This window comes from Nocardioides segetis, assembly GCF_051390595.1.
Taxonomy (GTDB): domain Bacteria; phylum Actinomycetota; class Actinomycetes; order Propionibacteriales; family Nocardioidaceae; genus Nocardioides.
Window position 1 is genome coordinate 25,303 of record NZ_JBNINR010000004.1, and the last position, 21,410, is coordinate 46,712.

Below are 21,410 nucleotides of genomic sequence, written 5' to 3' on the forward strand. Positions count from 1 at the left end.
CTGCCGCGCGGGTGAGCCGGGGCCTAGGCTGGCGGTGATGAGCACGACAGCCCCCCTCCGCCCGGTCCCCGAGCACCAGCGTCACGTCGCGGACCTCCTCGCCGCCGGCCGGGGGCCGGATCGGCCCTGGCCCACCGAGACGGTCGCGCTCGACGAGGCGCGTGGGCGGGTGCTCGGCCGGCCCGTGACGGCGCCCGAGCCGCTGCCGGCCTTCGACAACTCCGGCATGGACGGGTATGCCGTGCGCGCGGCCGACGTCGCGGCCGCGACCCCGGACTCCCCGGTCCGGCTGCCGGTCGGCCCGGACATCCCGGCCGGAGCGCCCGTGGGCGACCTCGCGCCGGGGCAGGTCCGCCGGATCATGACCGGCGCCGCCGTCCCCACCGGCGCCGACGCGGTGGTGGAGGTCGAGGCGACCGACGGCGGGACCGAGACCGTCGAGATCCGCGAGGCCCGCCCGCGCGGCAGCTTCGTGCGCACCGCCGGATCCGACGTCGCCGCCGGGGCGGAGGTGCTGTCCGCGGGAACGACGCTCGGACCGGCACAGCTCGGCGTCCTCGCCGCGTTCGGCGTCCGCGAGGTCGTCGTCCGCCGCCGCCCGCGGGTCCTCGTCGTGTCGACCGGCTCCGAGCTCGCCGAGGACCCCGCTCCGGGCTCGGGCCAGATCCGCGACGCCAACGGCGCCCTGCTCGCCGCCGCGGTCGAGGAGGCCGGAGGCGTGGCCGTGCGCAGGCTCTGGGTCGAGGACGACGTCCCGACCTTCCTGGCCCTCCTCGACGGCGAGCTCGCGGGAGGCGGCATCGATCTCGTTCTCACCAGCGGCGGGGTCAGTGCCGGCGCGTACGAGGTCGTCAAGGACGGACTGGGGCCGCGCGGGATCGAGTTCGTGAAGGTGGCGATGCAGCCGGGGATGCCCCAGGGCTCGGGACTGGTCGACGATGTCCCCGTCGTCTGCCTTCCGGGCAACCCGGTCAGCGCGCTCACGTCGTGGGAGGTGTTCGTCCGGCCCGCGCTGCGCGCGGCCTTCGGCCACCCCCGGCCCGGGCGCACCGTGGTCCGCGCGACGCTGACCGAGCCGCTGCAGCCGCTGCGCGGCAAGCGCCAGCTGCGCCGCGCGCGGTTGGACCGGGCCGCCCGGACCGTGCGGCCGTGGGGTCCCCCCGGCTCCGGGTTCCTCGGCTGGTTCGCCGGCGCCGACGCGCTGATCGACCTGCCCGCCGACGGCGCTCCCCTGGCCGTCGGTGATGACGTGGACGTGTGGGACCTGACGTCGGACTAGGTCCGCACTAGGGCGACTGCGGCGGACTCGATAGGTTCGGGTCATGGTCGGACGCATCCCCGTGATCGACGTCGAGCCGGTCCTCGCGGCCGGAACCAGCCATCCCGCACCGGGCGGCCGCCTCCCCGTGAAGGCCAGTCTGAACGAGCCCTTCCCGGTCAGTGCGACCGTCTTCCGCGAGGGACACGACCGTCTCGGGGCGGAGGTGGTGCTCATCGGCCCCGACGGCGTACGACGACCACCGGTGCGGATGCGGGCCCTCCCCGCCCGCGACCGGTTCACCGTCGACCGGCACGAGGCCTGGGTGCGTGCCGACGCCGAGGGCGCGTGGTCGTTCGAGGTGCACGCGTGGTCCGACCCCATCGCGACCTGGGAGCACGCCGCGGGCATCAAGATCCGCGCCGGGGTCGACGTCGAGCTGATGTTCGCCGAGGGCCGGCTGCTGCTCGAGCGGGTGCTGGGGGCAGGCGGCCTCACCAAGGCCGAGCAGGCGACGGTGCGGGCCGCGATCACCGCCGCGGACGACACGACCCGCCCGGTGGAGGCGCGACTCGCCCAGCTCGAGTCGCCCGAGCTGCGGGCCCTCCTCGACGCCCATCCGCTGCGCGACCTGCTCACCGTCGAGGGGCCGTTCCCGGTGTTCGTCGACCGCTCGCGTGCGCTCTTCGGCAGCTGGTACGAGCTGTTCCCCCGCTCCGAGGGCGCCACGCACGACCCCGCCACCGGCGAGGTGGTCAGCGGCACCTTCCGCACCGCCGCCGAGCGGCTGCCCGCGGTCGCCGCGATGGGCTTCGACGTCGTCTACCTGCCGCCGATCCACCCGATCGGCGAGGTCAACCGCAAGGGACCCAACAACACGGTGCTCCCCGAGGGCGAGCCTACGCCGGCGGACTGGAAGGGATCGCCCTGGGCGATCGGCAGCAAGGACGGCGGGCACGACGCCGTCCACCCCGACCTCGGCACGATCGAGGACTTCGGCGCCTTCGTCGCCGCCGCCCGCGCCCTCGACCTCGAGGTCGCGCTCGACCTCGCGCTGCAGTGCGCGCCGGACCATCCCTGGGTGGCCGCCCATCCCGAGTGGTTCACGACCCGGGCGGACGGCTCGATCGCCTACGCGGAGAACCCGCCGAAGAAGTACCAGGACATCTACCCGGTCAACTTCGACAACGACCCCGCCGGCATCTCCGCGGAGGTGCTGCGCGTCGTGCGCCACTGGATGGACCACGGGGTGCGGATCTTCCGGGTCGACAACCCGCACACCAAGCCGGTCGCCTTCTGGCAGTGGCTGCTCGCCGAGGTCCGTCGTACCGACCCCGACGTGCTCTTCCTCGCCGAGGCCTTCACGAAGCCGCCGATGCTGCAGACCCTCGGCGCGATCGGCTTCCACCAGTCCTACACCTACTTCACCTGGCGCACCGAGAAGGTCGACGTCGAGGACTACCTGCGCGAGGTGGCGCACGAGTCGGCGCACCGGATCCGGCCGAACTTCTTCGTCAACACCCCCGACATCCTCCACGAGTTCCTCCAGTACGGCGGCCCGGGCGCCTTCCGGATCCGGGCCGTGCTGGCGTCGATGTCCTCCCCCAGCTGGGGCATGTACGCCGGGTACGAGCTCGGCGAGCACGTCGCGGTGCGGCCGGGCAGCGAGGAGTACCTCGACTCGGAGAAGTACCAGATCCGGGTCCGGGACTGGTCGGCCGCGACCAGCGGCGCGACCAACGGGCACGGGCTGGCGTCGTACATCACCCGGCTCAACGCGATCCGGCGCGCGCACCCCGCCCTGCAGCTGCTGCGCAACCTGCGGCTGCACGCCGCCGAGGACGACCACGTCATCTGCTGGTCGAAGAGCGTCGCCCTCCCCGACGGGACCAGCGACCGGGTCGTCGTGGTGCTGAGCCTCGACCCGCACCAGGTGCGCGAGTCGATGGTCCACCTCGACCTGGCGGCCCTCGGCCTGGCCCCGGGCACGTCCTTCACCGTCCACGACGAGCTGACCGGATCGACGTGGACGTGGGGCGAGCACAACTACGTCCGGCTCGATCCCGCGCAGCCGGCGCACATCCTCTCCGTGAAGGGACCTGCATGAGCACCGCTGAGTCCATCGTGCTGAACGAGGAGCCCGAGTGGTTCCGGACGGCGGTGTTCTACGAGGTCCTGGTCCGCTCCTTCCGCGACTCCAACGCCGACGGCACCGGGGACTTCCGCGGTCTCACCGAGAAGCTCGACTACCTCCAGTGGCTGGGCGTCGACTGCCTGTGGGTGCCGCCGTTCTTCACGTCGCCGCTGCGCGACGGCGGCTACGACGTGGCGGACTACACCGACATCCTGCCCGAGTGCGGCACCGTCGAGGACTTCCATGCCTTCCTCGACGCCGCGCACGAGCGCGGGATCCGGGTGATCATCGACTTCGTCATGAACCACACCAGCGACGCGCACCCGTGGTTCCAGGCCTCGCGCAGCGACCCGGAGGGCCCCTACGGCGACTTCTACGTCTGGTCCGACACCGACGAGCTCTACCAGGACGCGCGGATCATCTTCGTCGACACCGAGCCCTCGAACTGGACCTGGGACCAGACCCGCGGCCAGTACTACTGGCACCGGTTCTTCCATCACCAGCCGGACCTCAACTTCGACAACCCCCGGGTCCACGACGCGATGCTCGACGCGATGGCGTTCTGGCTCGACATGGGCCTCGACGGCTTCCGCCTCGACGCGGTGCCCTATCTCTACGAGCGGCCGGGCACCAACGGCGAGAACCTGCCCGAGACCCACGAGTTCCTCAAGAAGGTCCGCCGGTTCGTCGACGACAACTACCCCGGACGCGTGCTGCTCTGCGAGGCCAACCAGTGGCCGACCGACGTGGTCGAGTACTTCGGCGACCCGTCGGTGGGCGGCGACGAGTGCCACATGGCCTTCCACTTCCCCGTGATGCCGCGCATCTTCATGGCGGTGCGCCGGGAGTCGCGCTTCCCGATCTCCGAGATCATGGACCAGACACCGGACATCCCCGCCGGCTGCCAGTGGGGGATCTTCCTGCGCAACCACGACGAGCTGACCCTCGAGATGGTCACCGACGAGGACCGCGACTACATGTGGGGCGAGTACGCCAAGGATCCCCGGATGAAGGCCAACATCGGCATCCGGCGGCGGCTGGCCCCGCTGCTCGACAACGACACCAACCAGATCGAGCTGTTCACCGCCCTGCTGCTCTCGCTGCCGGGCTCCCCCGTCCTCTACTACGGCGACGAGATCGGGATGGGCGACAACATCTGGCTCGGTGACCGGGACGGCGTCCGCACGCCGATGCAGTGGACGCCCGACCGCAACGCGGGGTTCTCCTCGGCCACCCCCGGCAAGCTGCACCTGCCGACGATCCAGGACCCGGTCTACGGCTATCAGAGCGTCAACGTCGAGGCCCAGCTGGAGAACCCGTCGTCGCTGCTGCACTGGACCCGGCGGATGATCCACATCCGCCGGCAGCACGACGCCTTCGGCCTCGGCACCTTCGCCGACCTCGGCGGCTCCAACCCGACGGTGCTGTCCTACGTCCGCGAGCACGCCGACGACGACGTCATCCTCTGCGTCAACAACCTGTCCCGCTTCCCGCAGCCCGTCGAGCTCGACCTGCGCCGCTTCGAGGGACGGGTCCCGGTCGAGCTGCTGGGCGGCGTCCCCTTCCCCCGCATCGGCGAGCTCCCGTATCTCCTGACGCTGAGTGGGCACGGCTTCTACTGGTTCCGGTTGACGGATCCGGAGACGACGGGGAGGCCGGTGCTGTGAGCGTGTCCTTCCTCGCCCCGTTCCTCGAGCGCAGCCGCTGGTTCGGCGGCAAGGGGCGGGCCTTCGCCGTCACCGGCACCCGGGAGCTGCTGCGGCTGGGAGGCGCGCCCGAGGTGGTCCTGCTCCTCGTCGAGGTGACCTACGACGGCGGCGAGACGGAGCTCTACCAGGTCCCCCTCGCCGTCCACGACGAGCCGCAGGACCGCCTGGAGCACGCCCACGTCGGTCACTGGCCGCCGGGCGAGGCCGGCCGGCCGGCGTACGACGCGCCCCAGGACCGCATCGCGATGTCCCAGCTGCTGCGGGCGTTCGGCGAGCGTCCCGGCTTCGTGCGCCTCCCCGGTCACGACCTCGACCTCGACGCCCCCGGGAGCCTGTTCAGCGGCGAGCAGTCGAACTCCTCGGTCCTGTTCGGCGAGGACTCCGTGCTCAAGCTCTTCCGCAAGGTGACGCCCGGGGAGAACCCCGACATCACCACCCACCGGGTGCTCACCGAGGCCGGGTCGCCCCACATCGCCCAGCTCTACGGCTGGATCGAGGTCGAGGATCTCCAGCTCGGGATGCTCCAGCAGTTCCTGCGCACCGCCAGCGACGGCTGGGACCTCGCGCTCGCGAGCGTCCGCGACCTCTTCGCCGAGGCCGACCTGCACGCCGAGGAGGTCGGCGGGGACTTCGCCGCCGAGGCCGCCCGGCTCGGCACCGCCCTCGCCGACGTGCACGCGCAGCTGCGCGCCTCCTTCCCCACCTCCGAGGTCCCCGGCAGCTCGCTGGCGTCGGCGATGACCGCGCGGCTCGACGCCTCCGTCGGCGTCGTCCCCGAGCTCGCCGAGTACGCCGACGCGGCCCGGTCGGTGTTCGAGGCGGTGGCCGGCCTCGACGTCGTCCCCGCCCAGCGGATCCACGGCGACCTCCATCTCGGGCAGACCTTGCGCACCGTGGCCGGCTGGAAGCTCGTCGACTTCGAGGGCGAGCCCGCCAAGCCGCTCGCCGAGCGCCTCCTGCCCGACTCGCCGTGGCGCGACGTCGCCGGCATGCTGCGCTCCTTCGACTACGCCCCGCACGCCGTCGCCGAGTCGATGCCCGAGGAGGACCCGGACGTCCTGCACCAGCGCGGCGTCCGCGCCGACGAGTGGGCCCGGCGCAACCGCAAGGCGTTCCTCGCGTCGTACTGCGGCGAGGAGGGACTCTCGGGCACCGACCGGGTGCTGCTCACGGCCTATGTCGTCGACAAGGCGGTCTACGAGTGCGTCTACGAGGCGCGCAACCGGCCGACCTGGCTGCCGATCCCGCTGGCGGGCGTGGCCCGGCTGACAGCGGGCTGACAGCGGGCTGACGCGTCAGGCGCCGCGATGGGCAGCGTCGCACGACGGCGCGCCGTCCGGGTCGCGGAGGGCGGGGTTCTCGAGTCCGGCGAGCAGGTCGCTCCAGGTGCCGAAGTCGGCGACCTTCGAGCGGGGCGGTACCTCTATCCGGACCTCACCGCTGCCGTAGTTGCGGTAGTCGATCCGCACGCGCATCATCCGCATGGTCGGCTCGGCCACGAGCCGACGCAGCTTCCGCGGCACGCCGCCCTCCGATGCCGCCAGCGCGTCGAACAGGTCGGCGGCCTCGTACTCGATCGACCGATAGCGCGGACCCACCCCGACGTCCGCCACCGCGCGCACCCGGGCTCGCGGGTCGAGTGGCTTCCTCGTGGGGCCGCCCAGCTGCGGCAGCGCCGCCGGCAGCGCCTCGTCCAGCCGGAGCTCCACCACCACCTCTCGACCGACGTCCTGCGCGGCAGGATCACCGTCGGCGAGCTCCAGGAAACCGAGCGCGACCGGCTCGAGGAGCAGCAGCGCCTGGTACGGAAGCCCCACCGGGCCGCCCTCCTCCGGGGTGCCGGTCAGGTGCATCCAGCAGTCCATCGCCCTGCCGTCCACCGTCGCCCGCACCCAGGTGTCCGCGCCGAGCAGGCGCAGCTCGTAGCGGTCGTCCTCGTCCAGGCCGATCGTGACCTCCGCTGCCGGCTGATCGGCGTCGAAGCGTCCCACGATCGGCGTCTCCCATAGGCCTCCGCCTCTCCAGGACACGTCGAAGTCGGCATCCGGCTCCTCGATCAGCCTCTGCTCAGCCGCATCCACCAACTCCTGGGCCTCTCGCTCTGTGCCCGGTACGACCTGGACGACGTCCCCGTCCTCCGGCGCGCGGTCGGCCACGCTCGGGGCGACGTCCTCGAAGCGACCGGCCTTCCCCGCCCTCATCCCGTCGGTGAGGAGCTCGGGAGCACCGCAGGCAGCCAGGGCGGAGGCGAGCGTCAGGGCACCGACGAGCAGGACGAGAGGACGGACCCGGGAGCAGGAGGCCATGACGCATCCTCGCAGCCGACGAGGCAGGGCGCCGGGCTTTCGCGGTACCGGGCACCTGCACAGGATCTGCACATCTCCCACCCACCTCCTGCCCGGCCGAGGGCCTAGCGTGCGGGTCATGAGGACTTCACGGACCTGGTACGCCGCCGGGCTGGTCGTCGCGCTCGGCACCGCGCTCGTCGTCGCCTTCGGCATCGCCGCCCTCGGCATCGTGGGCGACGGAGGGCCACCGGACCTGCTCTACGTCGGTGCGCTGGTCGTCGGGCTGGTCGGCGCGACGATCGCCCGGCTGCGCGCGCACGGGATGGCGCTGGCGCTCGGTGCCACGGCCGTGGCCGTGCTGCTCGCCGGAGCGGTCGCCGTGACCTCCGGCCTGGCCGAGGAGGGTCAGACGCTCGACGTGCTCTGGCTCAGCGCCGGCTTCGCCGGGCTCTTCGGGCTGTCGGCGTGGGCGTTCGAGAGGTCGGACGGAGCGCGGACCGCTCAGCCCAGGTAGGGCTCTCGGCGGCGCCGGTACCCGCGGCGATCGCATCGTCGGGCGGCACACCGATCGTTCCTCCGTCGACATCTAGAGGACATGGAGACCACCGGGACCGCACCGCCTGCGGCATCCTTCGTCCAGGAGGTGCCGGTGTCCGACGACGAGGCGTACGCCGACCTGTTCGCGGCGCAGTCCGGCGACCGGCGTCTGGTCGCGGGAGCGATCGACGCGCAGCTCACTCTCGACGGCCGGTACGTCGTGGACTGGAGCAGCACCCTGCAGCCCACCCGGCGGGGCGACGAGCCGGTGTACCTCGCCGTCGGCCCGCGGTCTGCGGAGGACGGGGTCGCGTGGTACGCCGTCGACACCGACGGGTCGATCCTCGTCGCCACCGCGGATCGCACCGTCTACGACTGCGTGATCGCCCCGGGCAGCTGCACGGAGCTGAGCCGGCTGAGCGGCGACGGCGGGGACCCGGAGTTCATCGGGGTCGACATGTGAGGATCGCAGCATGCCCGTCACGAATCCCTGGCTCGCCGGCCCGGCCCCCGAGGGCATCCTTCCTCGTGAGCAGGTCGAGGAGCGGATCCTCAACCTGCTCTCGGCCCAGAACACCGCCGTGATCGCGACCATCGCCGCCGACGGCTCCCCCGCAGCCACGCCGGTGCGGTATTTCAGCCTGGGCCTGGAGATCTTTTACACCAGCTGGAACGCCTCACCGAAGTCCCGCAACCTGGCCCGCGACCCACGCGTCTCGGCCGGCATCGTCGCGCCGCTTGTTGGTCAGGCCAGCAGCCGCGGAGCCCAGTTCTTCGGCACGGCGCGCACGCTGGAGCGCGATCATCCCGACGCGGAGGCCTACTGGGAGGCCGTGCGCTGGCAGTCCGACCATGTCGAGCGGGGCCGCTCGCTCGCGGAGCCGCCCGCCGATCCGTTGACCGTCATCACCCCGGACCGGATCGTGTACACGGAGCACTGGCTGCGGCGTACCGGGTTCGCACCCCGCCAGACCTGGCGACGCTGAGGCCGTCGCACCACCTGCCCCATGGGTCACACCGGACGGGCACAACTGTCACTTGTCGGGCGTTGCAACGCCCGACAAGCGCGGGAATCACCGGTCGACCGGCGATTCCTGCATCCCCCTACAGCAGCTCCACCGGCTCCCGGTCACCGACCCCCGACACCGCGCAGTCACGGTCCTCGAGGGCGCAGTGCCAGGCCCAGCACAGCTGTCCGGCGCCCACGCCGACGAGTGCCGCGACGGCGAAGCCGAGCGCCGAGCCGAGGAACGGGACCACGGCGACGGCCGTCACCGCGTTGAGGACGAGGGCGAGGAACGAGGCCAGCGACACGACCGCTCCCCGGCGGGCCGGGAACCGGTCGAGGAGCATCAGCTGGAGGGTCGGGTAGGTGATGCCGTTGCCCAGGGCGATGAGGGAAACGCCGACGACGGCCCACGGCATCCGGTCGCCCGCCGGCGTCGCCGCCACGACGACCGCCAGCACCCCGCCGGCGAACGACGTCGTGCAGCCGATCGAGACCAGGCGGCGGGCGGAGATCCGGCCGGCGGCGCGGCCGCACAGCCACGAGCCGATCATCATCGCGCCGATCATCGGGACGAAGAGCTTCCAGAAGTCCAGCTCGCCCTGGCCGAGGACGTCGACGACGAACACCGCGGCCCCGCCGATGTAGAGGAACTGGGCGCCGAAGATCAGGGCGGTGGCCCAGCCGAGCCGGTGGAAGGCGCCCTCCCGCGCGACCTGGACCAGGCCGCCGAGGACGGCACCGACGCGCAGCGGGACCCGCCGCTCACGCGGGTGGGTCTCCGGCAGCAGGAAGAGCACCGCCAGGATGAGGGCGACGCCGAGCGTGGCCTGGAAGGCGAAGATGAGCGGCCACGGACCGAGCTGGAGCAGGGCGCCGCCGAGCAGCGGGCCGATCGCCGGGGCGACGCCGAAGATGATGGCGACCCGACTCATCAGCCGCTGCGCCTGCGGGCCGTCGAAGAGGTCGCGGATCACGGTGCGGCTCACGATGGTCGCGGCGCCCGCGCTCAGGCCCTGCAGCGCCCGGAAGACCAGGAGCACCGGCAGGCTGCCGGCGAACGCGCACCCGAGCGACGCCAGGACGTAGACCGCGATCCCCGCAGCCATCACCGGCCGGCGCCCGAGGGCGTCCGAGAGCGGGCCGTGGAACACGCTCATCACGGCGAACGCCCCGAGGTAGACGGTGACGATCAGCTGGAGGGCCTCGGTCCCCGCCCCCAGCTCACGGCCCATCTCCGGGAACGCCGGGAACGGCGTGTCGATGCTGAACGGGCCGATCATCGAGAGCGCAGCCAAGACAACAGGGACGAGGACGGCATACCGCCAGCCGGTGCGTTCGCTCACTCGCGCATCATTCCCTACCGGTTAGACTCATGGAGATGCCGCCCGTCCCGCGCCGCACATCCGGAACGACACTCGGAGAGGTCGACCTCCACCTGATAGCGGAGGGTCGACACGAGCTCCTCTGGCACGTCCTCGGCGCGCACGTGCACGAGGATCCCGAGCCCGGCACCAGCTTCGTGGTCTGGGCGCCCAACGCCCGCAACGTCAGCGTGGTCGGCGACTTCAACGGCTGGGACGGCAACGCGCACCGGATGACGGCCGTCGGCTCGGGCCTGTGGGAGACCTTCGTCCCCGCGGCGGCCTCCGGCGCGTCCTACAAGTACGTCGTCGAGGGCGCCGACGGGATCTGGCGCCACAAGGCCGACCCGATGGCCTTCCACGCGGAGACACCGCCGGCGACCGCGTCGCGCGTCTTCACCAGCAGCCACGTGTGGCAGGACGACGCCTGGCTCGCCGCCCGCGCGGGCCGGTCGCCCGTCCACGAGCCGATGGCGACCTACGAGCTCCACCTCGGCTCGTGGAAGCGCCATCCGGACGGCTCCTTCTGGTCCTACGACGAGCTCGCCGCGGATCTCCCGCACTACCTCGCCGACCTCGGGTTCACCCACGTCGAGCTGATGCCCGTGATGCAGCATCCCTTCGGCGGCTCGTGGGGCTACCACGTGACGTCGTACTTCGCCCCCGACGCGCGCTTCGGCGACCCCGACGGCTTCCGCCGGCTCGTCGACGCGCTGCACGCCGCCGGGATCGCTGTGATCCTGGACTGGGTGCCGGGCCACTTCGCGACCGACGACTGGGCACTGGTCCGCTTCGACGGCACCCCGCTCTACGAGCACCCCGACCCGCGCCGCGGCTGGCATCCCGAGTGGGGCTCGCACATCTTCGACTTCGGCCGGCCCGAGGTCCGTAACTTCCTGGTGGCCAACGCGCTCTACTGGCTCGAGGAGTTCCACGTCGACGGCCTGCGCGTCGACGGCGTCGCCTCGATGCTCTACCTCGACTACGGCCGCGACGACGGCGAGTGGAGTCCCAACCGGTACGGCGGCCACGAGCATCTCGAGGCCGTGCAGTTCCTGCAGGAGCTCAACGCCACGGTCTACAAGCGGGTGCCGGGCATCGTGACGATCGCCGAGGAGTCGACCGCCTGGCCGGGGGTCACCGGGGCGACGTCGGGCGGCGGTCTGGGCTTCGGCTTCAAGTGGAACATGGGCTGGATGCACGACAGCCTGCGCTACCTCGCCCACGACCCCGTGCACCGCTCCTACCACCACGGCGAGATGGCGTTCTCGCTCGTCTACGCCTTCTCCGAGAACTACGTGCTGCCGCTCAGCCACGACGAGGTGGTCCACGGCAAGGGGTCCCTGGTCCGCAAGATGCCCGGCGACCGCTGGCAGCAGCTCGCCACGCTGCGCGCCTATCTCGCCTACATGTGGGCCCATCCCGGCAAGCAGCTGGTGATGATGGGCACCGAGCTGGCCCAAGAGACGGAGTGGGCCGAGGCCCGCGAGCTCGACTGGTGGCTGCTGCAGAAGCCCGACCACGCGGGGGTGCACGCCTTCGTGCGCGACCTCAACGCGCGCTACCGCGAGGAGCCCGCCCTGTGGCGCCTCGACAACGACCCCGCCGGCTTCTCATGGATCGACGCGCAGGACGCCGGCCACAACGTCTTCTCCTTCATCCGTCGCGCCGACGAGCCCGGTACGCCGGACCTGGTGTGCGTCACCAACTTCGCCGCCGTCCCGCACGACTACCGCCTCGGCCTCCCCCTCGCCGGCGAGTGGGTCGAGCTGCTCAACACCGACGCGACGGCGTACGGCGGCAGCGGGGTCGGCAACCTCGGCGTCGTCCACGCGCGGCCGGCCGGGCCCCTCGAGTCCGCGGCGCCCGGCGGCAGCCCCGCGTACGCCGATCTCGTCGTGCCCCCTCTCGCCACCCTCTGGTTGCGCGCACCCCTAAGGTGAGGGCGTGCCCGAGCCCGAGATCAGCCACTGGACCGTCGACGACGGCATCGCCCGGCTGACCTGGACCTCCGACCTGACCGACCGCGGGTGGCAGGCAGCCGTCGACGTGGTCCGCCGCCAGGTCGCTGCGGCCCTCACCGACCACGAGCGCGTCGAGGTCAAGGTCGCGATCGACGACGCCGAGGCCCAGCGGATCGCGACCTGGTCGGGGCTGCGGCGCGAGGGCGTGCAGCGCGGCCGGGCCGGCGACGTGGTCGTCTACGCCCGCCTCGTCGACGACACCCCCGTGCACGAGCCGGGCGGGTTCCGCGCGCTCCTCAACTCCTTCCTGCCCCGCAAGCGCGGGATCGGGCAGATGCTGATCCGCGACGCCGAGGTGTCCGGCGCCGAGGGCCCGGAGCTGCGGGTGCTCATGTGCAACCTGACCTACAAGTCCGACTGGGACCTGCCCGGTGGCGTGGTCGAGGTCGGCGAGTCCCCCCGGGTCGCGGTGGCCCGTGAGGTCGAGGAGGAGCTCGACCTCACGATCGACGCCGGGCCGCTCCTGCTCACCGACTGGCTGCCGCCGTGGGGCGGCTGGGACGACGCGCTCTGCCTGGTCTTCGACGGTGGGGTCCATCCCGCGTCGATCGTGCAGCAGGTCGTGCCCCAGGCCCGGGAGATCAAGACCGCCGACTTCCTGACCCTCGCCGAGATCGACGAGCGGGCGGCCGACTTCACCGCCCGGCGGGTGCGGGCCGCGCTGGCGAGCCTGGCGGGGACGGGTCCGGCGTACACCGAGTCGGGTCGCTGAGGGGCCGCGGTTCAACTACCGAATTGGTCGTCGAGCGGGCCGGTCCACGACGATTTCGGTCGTTGCGTGACGACACGAGCACCCCGAGCACGAGCACCGCGCCCCCGATCAGCTCCCCGGCGGACGGCACCTCGTCGAGCAGCGCCCACGCCGAGCCGATGGCGACGGGCGGGACGAGCAGGATCCAGGGGACGACCGCCGCCGACGGGTTGCGTGAGAGCAGGCCGTTGAAGATGCCGTAGCCCACCAGCGAGGCCAGGCCCGCGGTGTAGAGGGTCGAGATCGCGGCCCGCCACCCGAAGGCGGCGACGCCGTCGGCGACCGCCGCCGACCCGTCGAGCACGAGCGAGAGGAGCACCAGCGGGACGGGGACGACCAGCGCTGACCAGACGGTGAGGGACAGCCCGCCGGTGGCGCCCGAGGCGCGCGAGACGACGTTGCCGATCGCCCACATCAACGCGGCGAGCAGGCACAGCGCGAGGGCGAGCGCGGGGACGTGCCCGCCCCGGCCGAGCCCGACGACCCCCAGCCCCACGACGCCGAGAACGACGCCGAGGATCTGGGGCCGGGTCGGCCGCTCGCGCAGCACGCCGGCGGCCAGCAGGATGGTCAGCACCACCTGGGCCTGCAGCACCAGCCCCGCCAGCCCGGGCGGCATCCCCGCGTCCATGGCGACGTACAGGAACGCGAACTGGCCCAGCGACATGAACAGTCCGACCGCCGCCACCGTGCGCCACGGCACCGGCGGCGGGTCGAGCAGGAGGATCGCCGGGACGACCACGGCGAGGAAGCGCGCCGCGAGGAACAGCAGCGGCGGGACCTCGCCCATGCCCCAGTCGATCACGACGAAGTTGAAGCCCCAGATCACGGCGACGAGGACGGCGAGGGACTGGTCGCGACGGCTCACGCGTCCAGCATCACGGCTCCAACGTTGAAGTACCAGCGAATAGAAGTGCGCCGAATGATGTAGCGTCGCTGCATGATCGATCTGGATGCGCTCGCCGGCCTGCGCGCCGTCGCCACGCACGGCTCCGTGATCGGCGCCGCCGCGGCGACGGGCTACACCCCGAGCGCCGTCTCCCAGCAGGTCAAGCGCCTGGAGCGGCAGACCGGCGTCCCGCTGCTGGAGCGGGTCGGCCGCGGCGTGATGCTCACCAGCCACGGCCAGCACCTCGTCGATGCCGGCGAGCAGGTGCTCGCCGACCTCGAACAGCTCGAGACGTCCCTGCAGCAACGCGCCGGAGTGGTCGCCGGGCGGCTCCGACTGGCCGCCTTCTCCACCGCGATGCGCGGGCTCGTCGCGCCGATCGCGCGCGACCTGTGCGACGCCCATCCCGGCCTCACGCTCACCCTGCGCGAGGCCGAGCCCTGGGACGTCGTCGACCTGGTCGCCAGCGGCCAGGTCGAGCTGGGCATCGTGCACCGCTGGGGCGGGGTGCCGCTCGCCGTGCCCGACCACGTCGCCGCCACTCCCCTGCCCGGCGACGTCGCCGACCTGATCGTCCACCGCGCCGACCCGCTGGCCCGCCGCGACCGGGTCACGCCGCGCGATCTGCTCGACGTCGGCTGGATCGCCACGCCCGAGAGCACGATCTGCCGCCAGTGGCTCTCCCGGATGTACGACGGCACCGGCCGCCCGCCGCGGATCGCGCATGTCTCGGCGGAGTTCGAGTCCCACCTGGCCCTGGTCCGGGCCGGCCTCGGGGTCGCGCTGATCCCTCGCATGGGACGCGCGTCGCTCGGCGACGACCTGGTCGCCGTACCCGTGGCGGACCCGGAGCCGGTCCGCCTCATCGACGCCCTGCACCGGCGCACGATGGCGGACTCGCCCGCCGTGCAGGCGGTCTTGGACGCGTTCGCCCGGATCTGAGTCACGCACCTACCGAATTTGTCGTCAGAGCGGCCGGTTCTCGACAATTTCGGTAGGTGAACCGCCGTCCAGGGCGGCTCGGGCGAGGTACGTCGCCCCCGCGACGGCCGCGGGCATCACCAGGATGCCGCCCAGCGGCACCAGGAAGCAGGCCTGGACGCACACGCCGAACCCGAGCATCGCCCCGCGGTGGCGTCGCATCAGCGCGGCCCGGGCGGCCCGGTCCATGCCACGGGCTTCGAGCGGACGAGAGACGAGCTCGCCGGCGAGCAGCCGCCCGGCGACCACCAGCCCGAGGACCGCGCCGACGACCGAGCCGATGACGGGCAGCAGTCCGACCACGAAGACGCCGACCGCCGTGAGCACACCGAACACCACGAGCACCAGGCCGTCGACCGCGCCGCGGAGCCAGCCGACCCCGCGGTCGGGGACGTCGCCACCGAGCGAGAGCTCGACCTCCTTCCAGATCTTCTCGTAGAAGGGGTCGCCGACGGCGAGCGTGAGCCCGGTGAACGTGACGATGGCGAGCATGGCGGCGCCGGCCAGCACCAGGAGGTAGAGCGCGCCGCGGAACAGCCCGCGCAGGGCCTCGTCCCAGTCGTCGGCGAACGGGGTCGCCCAGCCGACGAGATCGTCGGTCACGAAGACCAGCGTCACGAACAGGGCCAGCACGACGATGCCGACGACCACGGCCGGGACGATCCCCCACAGCATCAGCCGCGGGCGCTCGCGCCACAGCCGCAGCCCCCGCAGCAGGAACCCCGCACCGCGTCCGAACCCCATGTCAGTGGCCGACCTGTCCGGTCATGCTCGGCCCATGGGCGAGCGGCGTCTGCGACACGCTCGGCCCATCGGCTCAGAACAGGGCGGAGGCGAGGGCCTGGCGGCCCTTGAGGACGCGTGGGTCGTCGTTGCCGACCGCGCCGAACAGCCCGACGAGATGCTCGCGAGCCTTGTCGCGGTCCTTGCCGCTCGTGCGCCGGACCAGCTCGACGAGCCGGGCGAAGGCGTCCTCCACGTGGCCACCGAGCATGTCGAGGTCGGCGACCATGGTCTGGGCGTCGACGTCGTCGGGGGCTGCGGCCGCGGCGGCGCGGGCGGCGTTGAGGTCGACCCCCTGGGTCCGCTGCAGGACCTTGGCCATGGCCAGTCCGGCCGCGGCCTCGTGGTCGACCGGGTTGGCGTCGACCAGCTTCTGGTACTCCGCGACCGCGGCGTCGATGTCGCCGGCCGCGAGCGCCTCCTGAGCCGGGGCGTAGCGCGGGTCGAGACCGGGCTCCTCCCCCTCGGCCGCCTCGGCACCGCCGGCGGCCCCGAACGAGTTGGGCTGGTGGCGGCCGGTGATGCCCTGGGCGGTGAGCTGCTGGGCGAGCTGGTTGAACAGCGCCCGGATGTCGTCGATCGGCGCGGCGCCGGGGATCGGCTGCGTCGCCGGACGCCCGTCGAGGAGGACCAGCATCAGCGGCACCTGGGGGATCTGCATCGCCTGGGCGATCTGCGGCACGGCGTCCACGTCGATGGTCGCGGCGAGGAAGCGACCGTCGTACTCGTCCGCGACCGTCGCGACGTCGAGCGCCAGCTGGGCGCTCTCCGGCGACTGGGACGGCGAGGCGAACACCAGCACCACGGGCGCGGTCATGGAGGCCTCGAGCACGGACTGGAAGTTGGCCTCGTCGACGGCGACGGAGTACGCCGACGTCGAGCCGCCGCCCGCGCCGGACGTCGCGCCGGGGGCGCCGCCGGGAGCGCCACCGCCCGCGGGCGGCGGAGTCCGCTTGAGGGCGGACAGGTCGATCGCACCGGGTCGGGAGAACGGCTGCTGCGTCATGGGCGCAATCCTACGAACCCCGCAGTCGGGTGGGCGAGAGTGGTCAGGAGGTCACGCTCACTCATCCGACTCGTCCGACGTCGTCAGTTGGGAACGCGGGGGCCACGCAGGCCGGACCGCTGGACCACGCGCTGGATGGCGAGGTCGCGCTCGTCGGGTCGCCCGACGTACCGGATGTCGCGCAGGCCCTGCTCTTGGGCGGCGGACTCGAAGCAGAAGTGGCCGAAGCCGAGGATCCGGCCGTGCAGCGGCTTCTTCACCGAGATGTCGAGGATCCGGCTCAGCGGCATGGTCGCGAGGCTCTGCGACAGCACGCCGTGCACCCGGAAGACGCGCATGTTCGTGATGACGAAGCGGTCGCGGAGCACGCCGAGGGCGACCCAGCCGGCCCGGACGAGGAGCAGGGCAGCGACGACGATGAGGAACCACGCGACCTGGACCGACACGAACCAGCTCGCGACGAGCAGCACCATCGCGAGGGTCGAGACGAGGACCGGCCGCACGTAGGCGAACCAGTGGTGGGTCACCTCGTCGACCACGACCTCGCCCTCGTCGCGCAGCAGGTGCTTGCCGATCTTCGGGTCGCCGAGCCGGGCCACGAAGCCGGGGACGACTCCGGGGACCTCGGGCAGCGGAGGCATGGCGGCGCGGGTCAGTCCATCGCGCCGACGAAGTCGATGACCCCGTCGAACGCCTGCGTCGTGAGGTCCCATCCGTTGCTGGCGGCCGACTTCGAGGTGTCCGCGAGACCGGACGGATCGGTGAACATCCAGAACCCGAGGAACACGATCACCACGAGCGCGATCAGCTTCTTGGCGTCCATGTGCGGGCGTCTCCATCCATGTGCGGGCATGCCCCCGAGGGCACAGATCCCCACATTCGTACCAAAGGCACCACCGGTCACACGGGAGGCGCGCCCGGGGTGCCGTCGGGCACCGCGGCGATCAGGGGCAGACGGCGGTACCGAGGCCGTTGGCCGACGTCGCCTCCGGCGCCCGGCCGCCGCGCAGCCACGCGTCGAAGAACCCGTCGAGGTCCGTCTGGCCCGACACGGTCTCGGCGAGCGCCTGGAACTGCTCGACGGTCGCGTTGCCGTCGTGGTGCTCGGCGACCCAGCGGCGCAGCAGCGCGTCGAAGTCGGCAGGTCCAATCCGGTTGCGGAGGGCGGCGACCACCATCGCGCCCCGGTCGTAGACCGGCTCGGCGAAGATCTGCTCGGGCCCGGGGTTCGAGAGGTCGAGGCGCCAGAACTCCGACGTGGGGGTGCGACAGGTGCGCGCCCACATGCGCTCGAGGAAGGTCTCGACGCTGACCCCGCCCTGTGCCGCGGTGTACTCCGCCTCCATATAGGTCGCGAAGCCCTCGTTGAGCCAGATGTCGCGCCAGCGCTGCACGGCGACGCTGTCGCCGAACCACTGGTGGGCCAGCTCGTGGACGACGACGCCCGGATAGATCCAGCGACCGTACGTCGGGCGCGACTGGTTCTCGAGGGCGAAGCCGACGTCGAGGCCGGTCACCAGACCGCCGGTGGTGGCGAACGGGTAGGGCCCCAGCCGGGTCTGCAGCCAGTCGGTGATGGCGGCGGTGCGGCCGAGGGTGCGGCGGACCTGCCGACGCTCCGCACCCGGGATCCCCTTCGAGACCGCGTTGTAGAACGGGATGCCCGCAGCCGTGGTGCCGCGGTCGATGACGTAGGGCCCGGCGGCGAAGAACGCCAGGTAGGTCGCCATCGGGTCGGTCATCCGCCACCGCGTGGTGGCCAGGCCGCCGGCGACCTTGCGTCCGGCGCGCACGCCGTTGCTGACGACCTGCTTGCCCTTCGGGGCCGTGACCCGGATGTCGAAGGTCGCCTTGTCGCTCGGGTGGTCGTTGGACGGGAACCACCACGGAGCCATGTGCGGCTGGTTCATGGCGACGACCTCGGTGCGGTTCGCGAGCCAGTTGCGCTCACCGGCGTAGCCGTAGCGCGCCGGCCGCCCGGCGTACTTCACGACGACCTTGAACCGGGCGCCGGCCGCGATCGGCCGCTTCGGGGTGACCCGCAGCTCGTGCTTGCCCGCCCGGCGGAACTTCGCGGCCCGGTTGTCGACCCACACCGCGGTCGCCGGCAGCAGCAGGTCGAGGGAGAGGCTGCTCAGGTCGGCCGTCGCGGTCATGGTGATCGCGGTGCGGCCGGTGAGCCGTCCGCTGGCGAAGTCGTAGCGCACCTGGATGCGGTAGTGCTGGGCGTCGGTGCCGCCGTTGCCGTCCTGCGGCCAGTACGGGTCACCGCCCTGCGCCGACCCGGGAGCGGGCTCCGCGGCGCTCTCGGAGCGCTCCGGGCCGTCGGCCCGGGCGACCGGGAGCCCGGACATGGTGGCGAGGGCGGGCAGGCCCACCAGCAGGACGAGGAGCAGGGCCAGCGGGGCGGGAGGTCGACGCACCGGGTCAATGTACGCCGATGCGGGCGCCGATAAACCAGTTGCCGCGCCACCCACGGATCCAGCAGGGTGTCCCTGTCCGTCCGCGTGATCGCGCGGACCCGTCGAGAGGAGCGTGACATGTCGATCGCTGTCGCCGGCCTGCCCTCAGACCGCATCCTCTCGACCCCAAGGAACCACCGTGTCCCAGGAGAACCTCTCTCCCGACTCTGATCTCGACCCCCGCTTCGTCTTCGACTACGTCGCCTACGACGACCTCGAGGACGGCCAGCGCTGGTCCACCTGGCTCGACGTCGAGCCGCTGTCCCGTGGCCCCGAGCCCCGCCCCGACTGGGTCGTCACGTCCCAGGGGGCGATCGACACCGACCTCGGCATCCTGAAGACCGGCAAGGAGGCCGACGTCTTCCTGCTCGACCGGACCGACCCCCACGACCCGGCGCAGAGCGTCGTGATGGCCGCGAAGCGCTACCGCTCGCCGGAGCACCGCAGCTTCCACCGCTCCGCGGCCTACACCGAGGGCCGCAGCATGAAGCGCTCCCGCGACGAGCGGGCGATCAAGCGCAAGAGCACCTTCGGCCGGGAGGTCGCCGCCGGCGAGTGGGCGGTCTCGGAGTGGACGGCGCTCAACCGCTGCTGGTCCCTCGGCCTCCCGGTGCCCTATCCGGTGCAGGTCGACGGGACGGAGATCCTGATGGAGTGGATCACCGTCGACGGCGACACCGCGCCCCGGCTGGCGCAGACGCGGCCGGAGCCGGCGCTGCTGGCGTCGTACTTCGACCAGCTGCGGGCGGTCCTGCTCACGCTCGTGGAGGCCGGGCTGGTGCACGGCGACCTGTCGGCCTACAACATCCTGGCCGCCGGCGAGCGGCTCGTCGTCATCGACCTGCCGCAGCTGGTCGACCTGGCCGGCAACGCCCAGGGCTTCGACTTCCTGCTGCGCGACTGCACCAACGTGTGCGCGTGGTTCGCCCGCCGGGGCCTGGAGGTCGACCCGCAGGAGCTGTTCGGGGACCTGATGGCCCAAGCGTTCTGATCCCTCGGGGCGAGCGCGTCTCCGGCGGCGCGAAAGCAAAGCAAGTTCCCGGAGGCCGCCTCCCGCCGCGCTGCCGCCCAGGTCAGGACCCGCCTCGCCAGGCGGCCTCGAGGAGCTCCTCGAGGTCGTCTCGGGTCGGCGTGCGCGGGTTGCGGTACGGCGCCGCGAGGACCTCGTCCACGACGCGGGCGAGGTCGGCGTGGTCGACGCCGAGCGCCCGCAGACCGTCGGGCACGCCGACTCGCCGGGCGAGCCCACGCAGCGCGCCGGGCACGTCGCCGGTGTCGAGCGCGCGGCGCAGCACGGCCTCCGCCTCGGGCGCGACCGGGAGGTTGTAGGCCGCGACGTGCGGGAGCACGATCGCGTGGGTCTCGGCGTGCGGCAGGTCCAGCATGCCGCCGAGGGCGTGGCACAGCTTGTGGTGGAGGCCCATCGTCGTGGCCCCGAGACAGGCGCCGCACAGCCAGGCACCCTCGAGCGCCCGGCTCCGCGCGTCGGCGTCGCTCCCGTCGGCGACGACCGACGGCAGCGCGGTCGCCAGGTCGCGGACCCCGCGCTCGGCCAGCGCGCTGACGACCGGGGTGCCGTCGGGCGCGTAGAGCGCCTCGACCGCGTGCGCGATCGCGTTCAGCCCGCTCGGCCCCGACACGGCGGCGGGCAGGTCGTGGGTGAGCTCGGGGTCGTAGACCACCGAGCGCGGCAGTACCACGGGGTCCCGGCCGGTCGTCTTGCGGCCGTCCTCGGTGAGTCCCCAGATCGGCGTCATCTCGGAGCCGGCGTAGGTCGTGGGGACGACCACCGACGGCACGCCGTGCCGCAGGGACAGGGCCTTGGCCAGTCCGATCGTGGAACCGCCGCCGATCGCCAGGCAGCCGTCCGCGCCCGTCGCGGCGAGCGCCTGCTCCGCCGCGGCGACGGTCTCCGCGGGGACGTGCATCCGCGCGCCGTCGTAGGTCCCGGCCGCGCGGTCGCCCAGCACGGCCGTGACCCGCGCGGCGAGCGCCCCCTGCCGGGGCGTCGCGAGCACGAGCACCCGGCGCAGGCCGAGACGATCGACCTCCTCGGCCACCCGCTCGACGGCGCCGGTCCCGAAGATCACCCGCATCGGCTGGGCGTCATGCACGAACACGCCGCCAGTCTGCCGGATGGGCTCAGCCTGGATCCACCGATTGGCCGCGTCGCGAGCGTCACCAGACGGGTGCGATGGCAAGGCACGGGCGCGACGGC

Annotated in this window: 20 protein-coding genes; 11 read left to right on the forward strand and 9 right to left on the reverse strand. The window is 72.6% G+C overall.

Annotated elements, in window-relative coordinates:
• Nucleotides 1-37: 37 nt before the first annotated feature.
• From ACPZVR_RS08555 to ACPZVR_RS08570, 4 genes are read left to right on the forward strand one after another with little or no spacing between them, the layout of a single operon-like run.
• Nucleotides 38-1,279 (forward strand): molybdopterin molybdotransferase MoeA, encoded by a 1,242-nt coding sequence (locus ACPZVR_RS08555; protein WP_436699156.1) that lies wholly within the window; start codon nt 38-40, stop codon nt 1,277-1,279.
• A 43-nt stretch (nt 1,280-1,322) separates the two neighbouring features.
• Nucleotides 1,323-3,365, forward strand: coding sequence for an alpha-1,4-glucan--maltose-1-phosphate maltosyltransferase (locus tag ACPZVR_RS08560; protein WP_436699157.1), 2,043 nt, complete (start codon nt 1,323-1,325; stop codon nt 3,363-3,365).
• Entirely contained in the window at nt 3,362-5,059 is a 1,698-nt protein-coding gene (gene treS, locus ACPZVR_RS08565; RefSeq protein WP_436699158.1) for a maltose alpha-D-glucosyltransferase, read from the forward strand. Before ACPZVR_RS08560 ends, treS begins: the two co-directional genes overlap by 4 nt.
• Complete coding sequence (locus ACPZVR_RS08570) at nt 5,056-6,381, forward strand: maltokinase N-terminal cap-like domain-containing protein (RefSeq protein WP_436699159.1); 1,326 nt, start codon at nt 5,056-5,058, stop codon at nt 6,379-6,381. The genes treS and ACPZVR_RS08570 overlap by 4 nt, the downstream gene beginning before the upstream one ends.
• A gap of 15 nt (nt 6,382-6,396) precedes the next feature.
• Here ACPZVR_RS08570 and ACPZVR_RS08575 read toward each other — a convergent pair whose 3' ends face one another.
• Nucleotides 6,397-7,407 carry a hypothetical protein gene (locus tag ACPZVR_RS08575; RefSeq protein ID WP_436699160.1) on the reverse strand — a complete coding sequence of 337 codons (1,011 nt, stop codon included), beginning with the start codon at nt 7,405-7,407 and terminating at the stop codon, nt 6,397-6,399.
• Nucleotides 7,408-7,525: 118 nt separating this feature from the next.
• On the opposite strand from ACPZVR_RS08575, the gene ACPZVR_RS08580 reads away from it, so the two are divergent.
• From ACPZVR_RS08580 to ACPZVR_RS08590, 3 genes are all read left to right on the forward strand, one after another.
• Nucleotides 7,526-7,903: a hypothetical protein gene (locus tag ACPZVR_RS08580; protein WP_436699161.1), complete on the forward strand. Its 378-nt coding sequence runs from the start codon at nt 7,526-7,528 to the stop codon at nt 7,901-7,903.
• Between the two features lie 81 nt (nt 7,904-7,984).
• Nucleotides 7,985-8,389, forward strand: a complete 405-nt coding sequence (locus ACPZVR_RS08585) for a hypothetical protein (protein ID WP_436699162.1) — start codon at nt 7,985-7,987, stop codon at nt 8,387-8,389.
• Between the two features lie 10 nt (nt 8,390-8,399).
• The gene (locus ACPZVR_RS08590; RefSeq protein ID WP_436699163.1) at nt 8,400-8,912 is read left to right on the forward strand and encodes a pyridoxamine 5'-phosphate oxidase family protein; all 513 of its coding nucleotides are present in this window, start codon (nt 8,400-8,402) and stop codon (nt 8,910-8,912) included.
• 118 nt (nt 8,913-9,030) lie between these two features.
• On the opposite strand, the gene ACPZVR_RS08595 is transcribed toward ACPZVR_RS08590, so the two are convergent.
• The gene (locus ACPZVR_RS08595; protein WP_436699164.1) at nt 9,031-10,278 is read right to left on the reverse strand and encodes a multidrug effflux MFS transporter; all 1,248 of its coding nucleotides are present in this window, start codon (nt 10,276-10,278) and stop codon (nt 9,031-9,033) included.
• A gap of 35 nt (nt 10,279-10,313) precedes the next feature.
• Here ACPZVR_RS08595 and glgB point away from each other — a divergent pair, with 35 nt between their 5' ends.
• Both glgB and ACPZVR_RS08605 read left to right on the forward strand, forming a co-directional pair.
• Entirely contained in the window at nt 10,314-12,239 is a 1,926-nt protein-coding gene (gene glgB, locus ACPZVR_RS08600; RefSeq protein ID WP_436699165.1) for a 1,4-alpha-glucan branching protein GlgB, read from the forward strand.
• A 4-nt stretch (nt 12,240-12,243) separates the two neighbouring features.
• Nucleotides 12,244-13,032, forward strand: coding sequence for an NUDIX domain-containing protein (locus ACPZVR_RS08605; RefSeq protein ID WP_436699166.1), 789 nt, complete (start codon nt 12,244-12,246; stop codon nt 13,030-13,032).
• On the opposite strand, the gene ACPZVR_RS08610 is transcribed toward ACPZVR_RS08605, so the two are convergent.
• Nucleotides 12,956-13,939 (reverse strand): EamA family transporter, encoded by a 984-nt coding sequence (locus ACPZVR_RS08610; RefSeq protein ID WP_436699167.1) that lies wholly within the window; start codon nt 13,937-13,939, stop codon nt 12,956-12,958. The genes ACPZVR_RS08605 and ACPZVR_RS08610 overlap by 77 nt on opposite strands.
• Nucleotides 13,940-14,011: 72 nt before the next feature.
• On the opposite strand from ACPZVR_RS08610, the gene ACPZVR_RS08615 reads away from it, so the two are divergent.
• Nucleotides 14,012-14,902, forward strand: coding sequence for a LysR family transcriptional regulator (locus tag ACPZVR_RS08615; RefSeq protein ID WP_436699168.1), 891 nt, complete (start codon nt 14,012-14,014; stop codon nt 14,900-14,902).
• 24 nt (nt 14,903-14,926) lie between these two features.
• Here the strand turns inward: ACPZVR_RS08615 and ACPZVR_RS08620 are convergent, their stop codons facing one another.
• The 5 genes from ACPZVR_RS08620 to ACPZVR_RS08640 form a co-directional block, all read right to left on the reverse strand.
• Nucleotides 14,927-15,685, reverse strand: a complete 759-nt coding sequence (locus tag ACPZVR_RS08620; protein ID WP_436699169.1) for an EI24 domain-containing protein — start codon at nt 15,683-15,685, stop codon at nt 14,927-14,929.
• Between the two features lie 73 nt (nt 15,686-15,758).
• Complete coding sequence (locus tag ACPZVR_RS08625) at nt 15,759-16,730, reverse strand: co-chaperone YbbN (RefSeq protein WP_436699170.1); 972 nt, start codon at nt 16,728-16,730, stop codon at nt 15,759-15,761.
• An 83-nt stretch (nt 16,731-16,813) separates the two neighbouring features.
• Nucleotides 16,814-17,371: a PH domain-containing protein gene (locus ACPZVR_RS08630; RefSeq protein WP_436699171.1), complete on the reverse strand. Its 558-nt coding sequence runs from the start codon at nt 17,369-17,371 to the stop codon at nt 16,814-16,816.
• An 11-nt stretch (nt 17,372-17,382) separates the two neighbouring features.
• Nucleotides 17,383-17,553: a hypothetical protein gene (locus ACPZVR_RS08635; RefSeq protein ID WP_436699172.1), complete on the reverse strand. Its 171-nt coding sequence runs from the start codon at nt 17,551-17,553 to the stop codon at nt 17,383-17,385.
• A gap of 121 nt (nt 17,554-17,674) precedes the next feature.
• The gene (locus tag ACPZVR_RS08640; RefSeq protein WP_436699173.1) at nt 17,675-19,153 is read right to left on the reverse strand and encodes a M1 family metallopeptidase; all 1,479 of its coding nucleotides are present in this window, start codon (nt 19,151-19,153) and stop codon (nt 17,675-17,677) included.
• Between the two features lie 178 nt (nt 19,154-19,331).
• Here ACPZVR_RS08640 and ACPZVR_RS08645 point away from each other — a divergent pair, with 178 nt between their 5' ends.
• Entirely contained in the window at nt 19,332-20,183 is an 852-nt protein-coding gene (locus ACPZVR_RS08645; protein WP_436699174.1) for a serine protein kinase RIO, read from the forward strand.
• An 82-nt stretch (nt 20,184-20,265) separates the two neighbouring features.
• Here the strand turns inward: ACPZVR_RS08645 and ACPZVR_RS08650 are convergent, their stop codons facing one another.
• Complete coding sequence (locus ACPZVR_RS08650) at nt 20,266-21,312, reverse strand: maleylacetate reductase (protein ID WP_436699175.1); 1,047 nt, start codon at nt 21,310-21,312, stop codon at nt 20,266-20,268.
• Nucleotides 21,313-21,410: the final 98 nt, after the last annotated feature.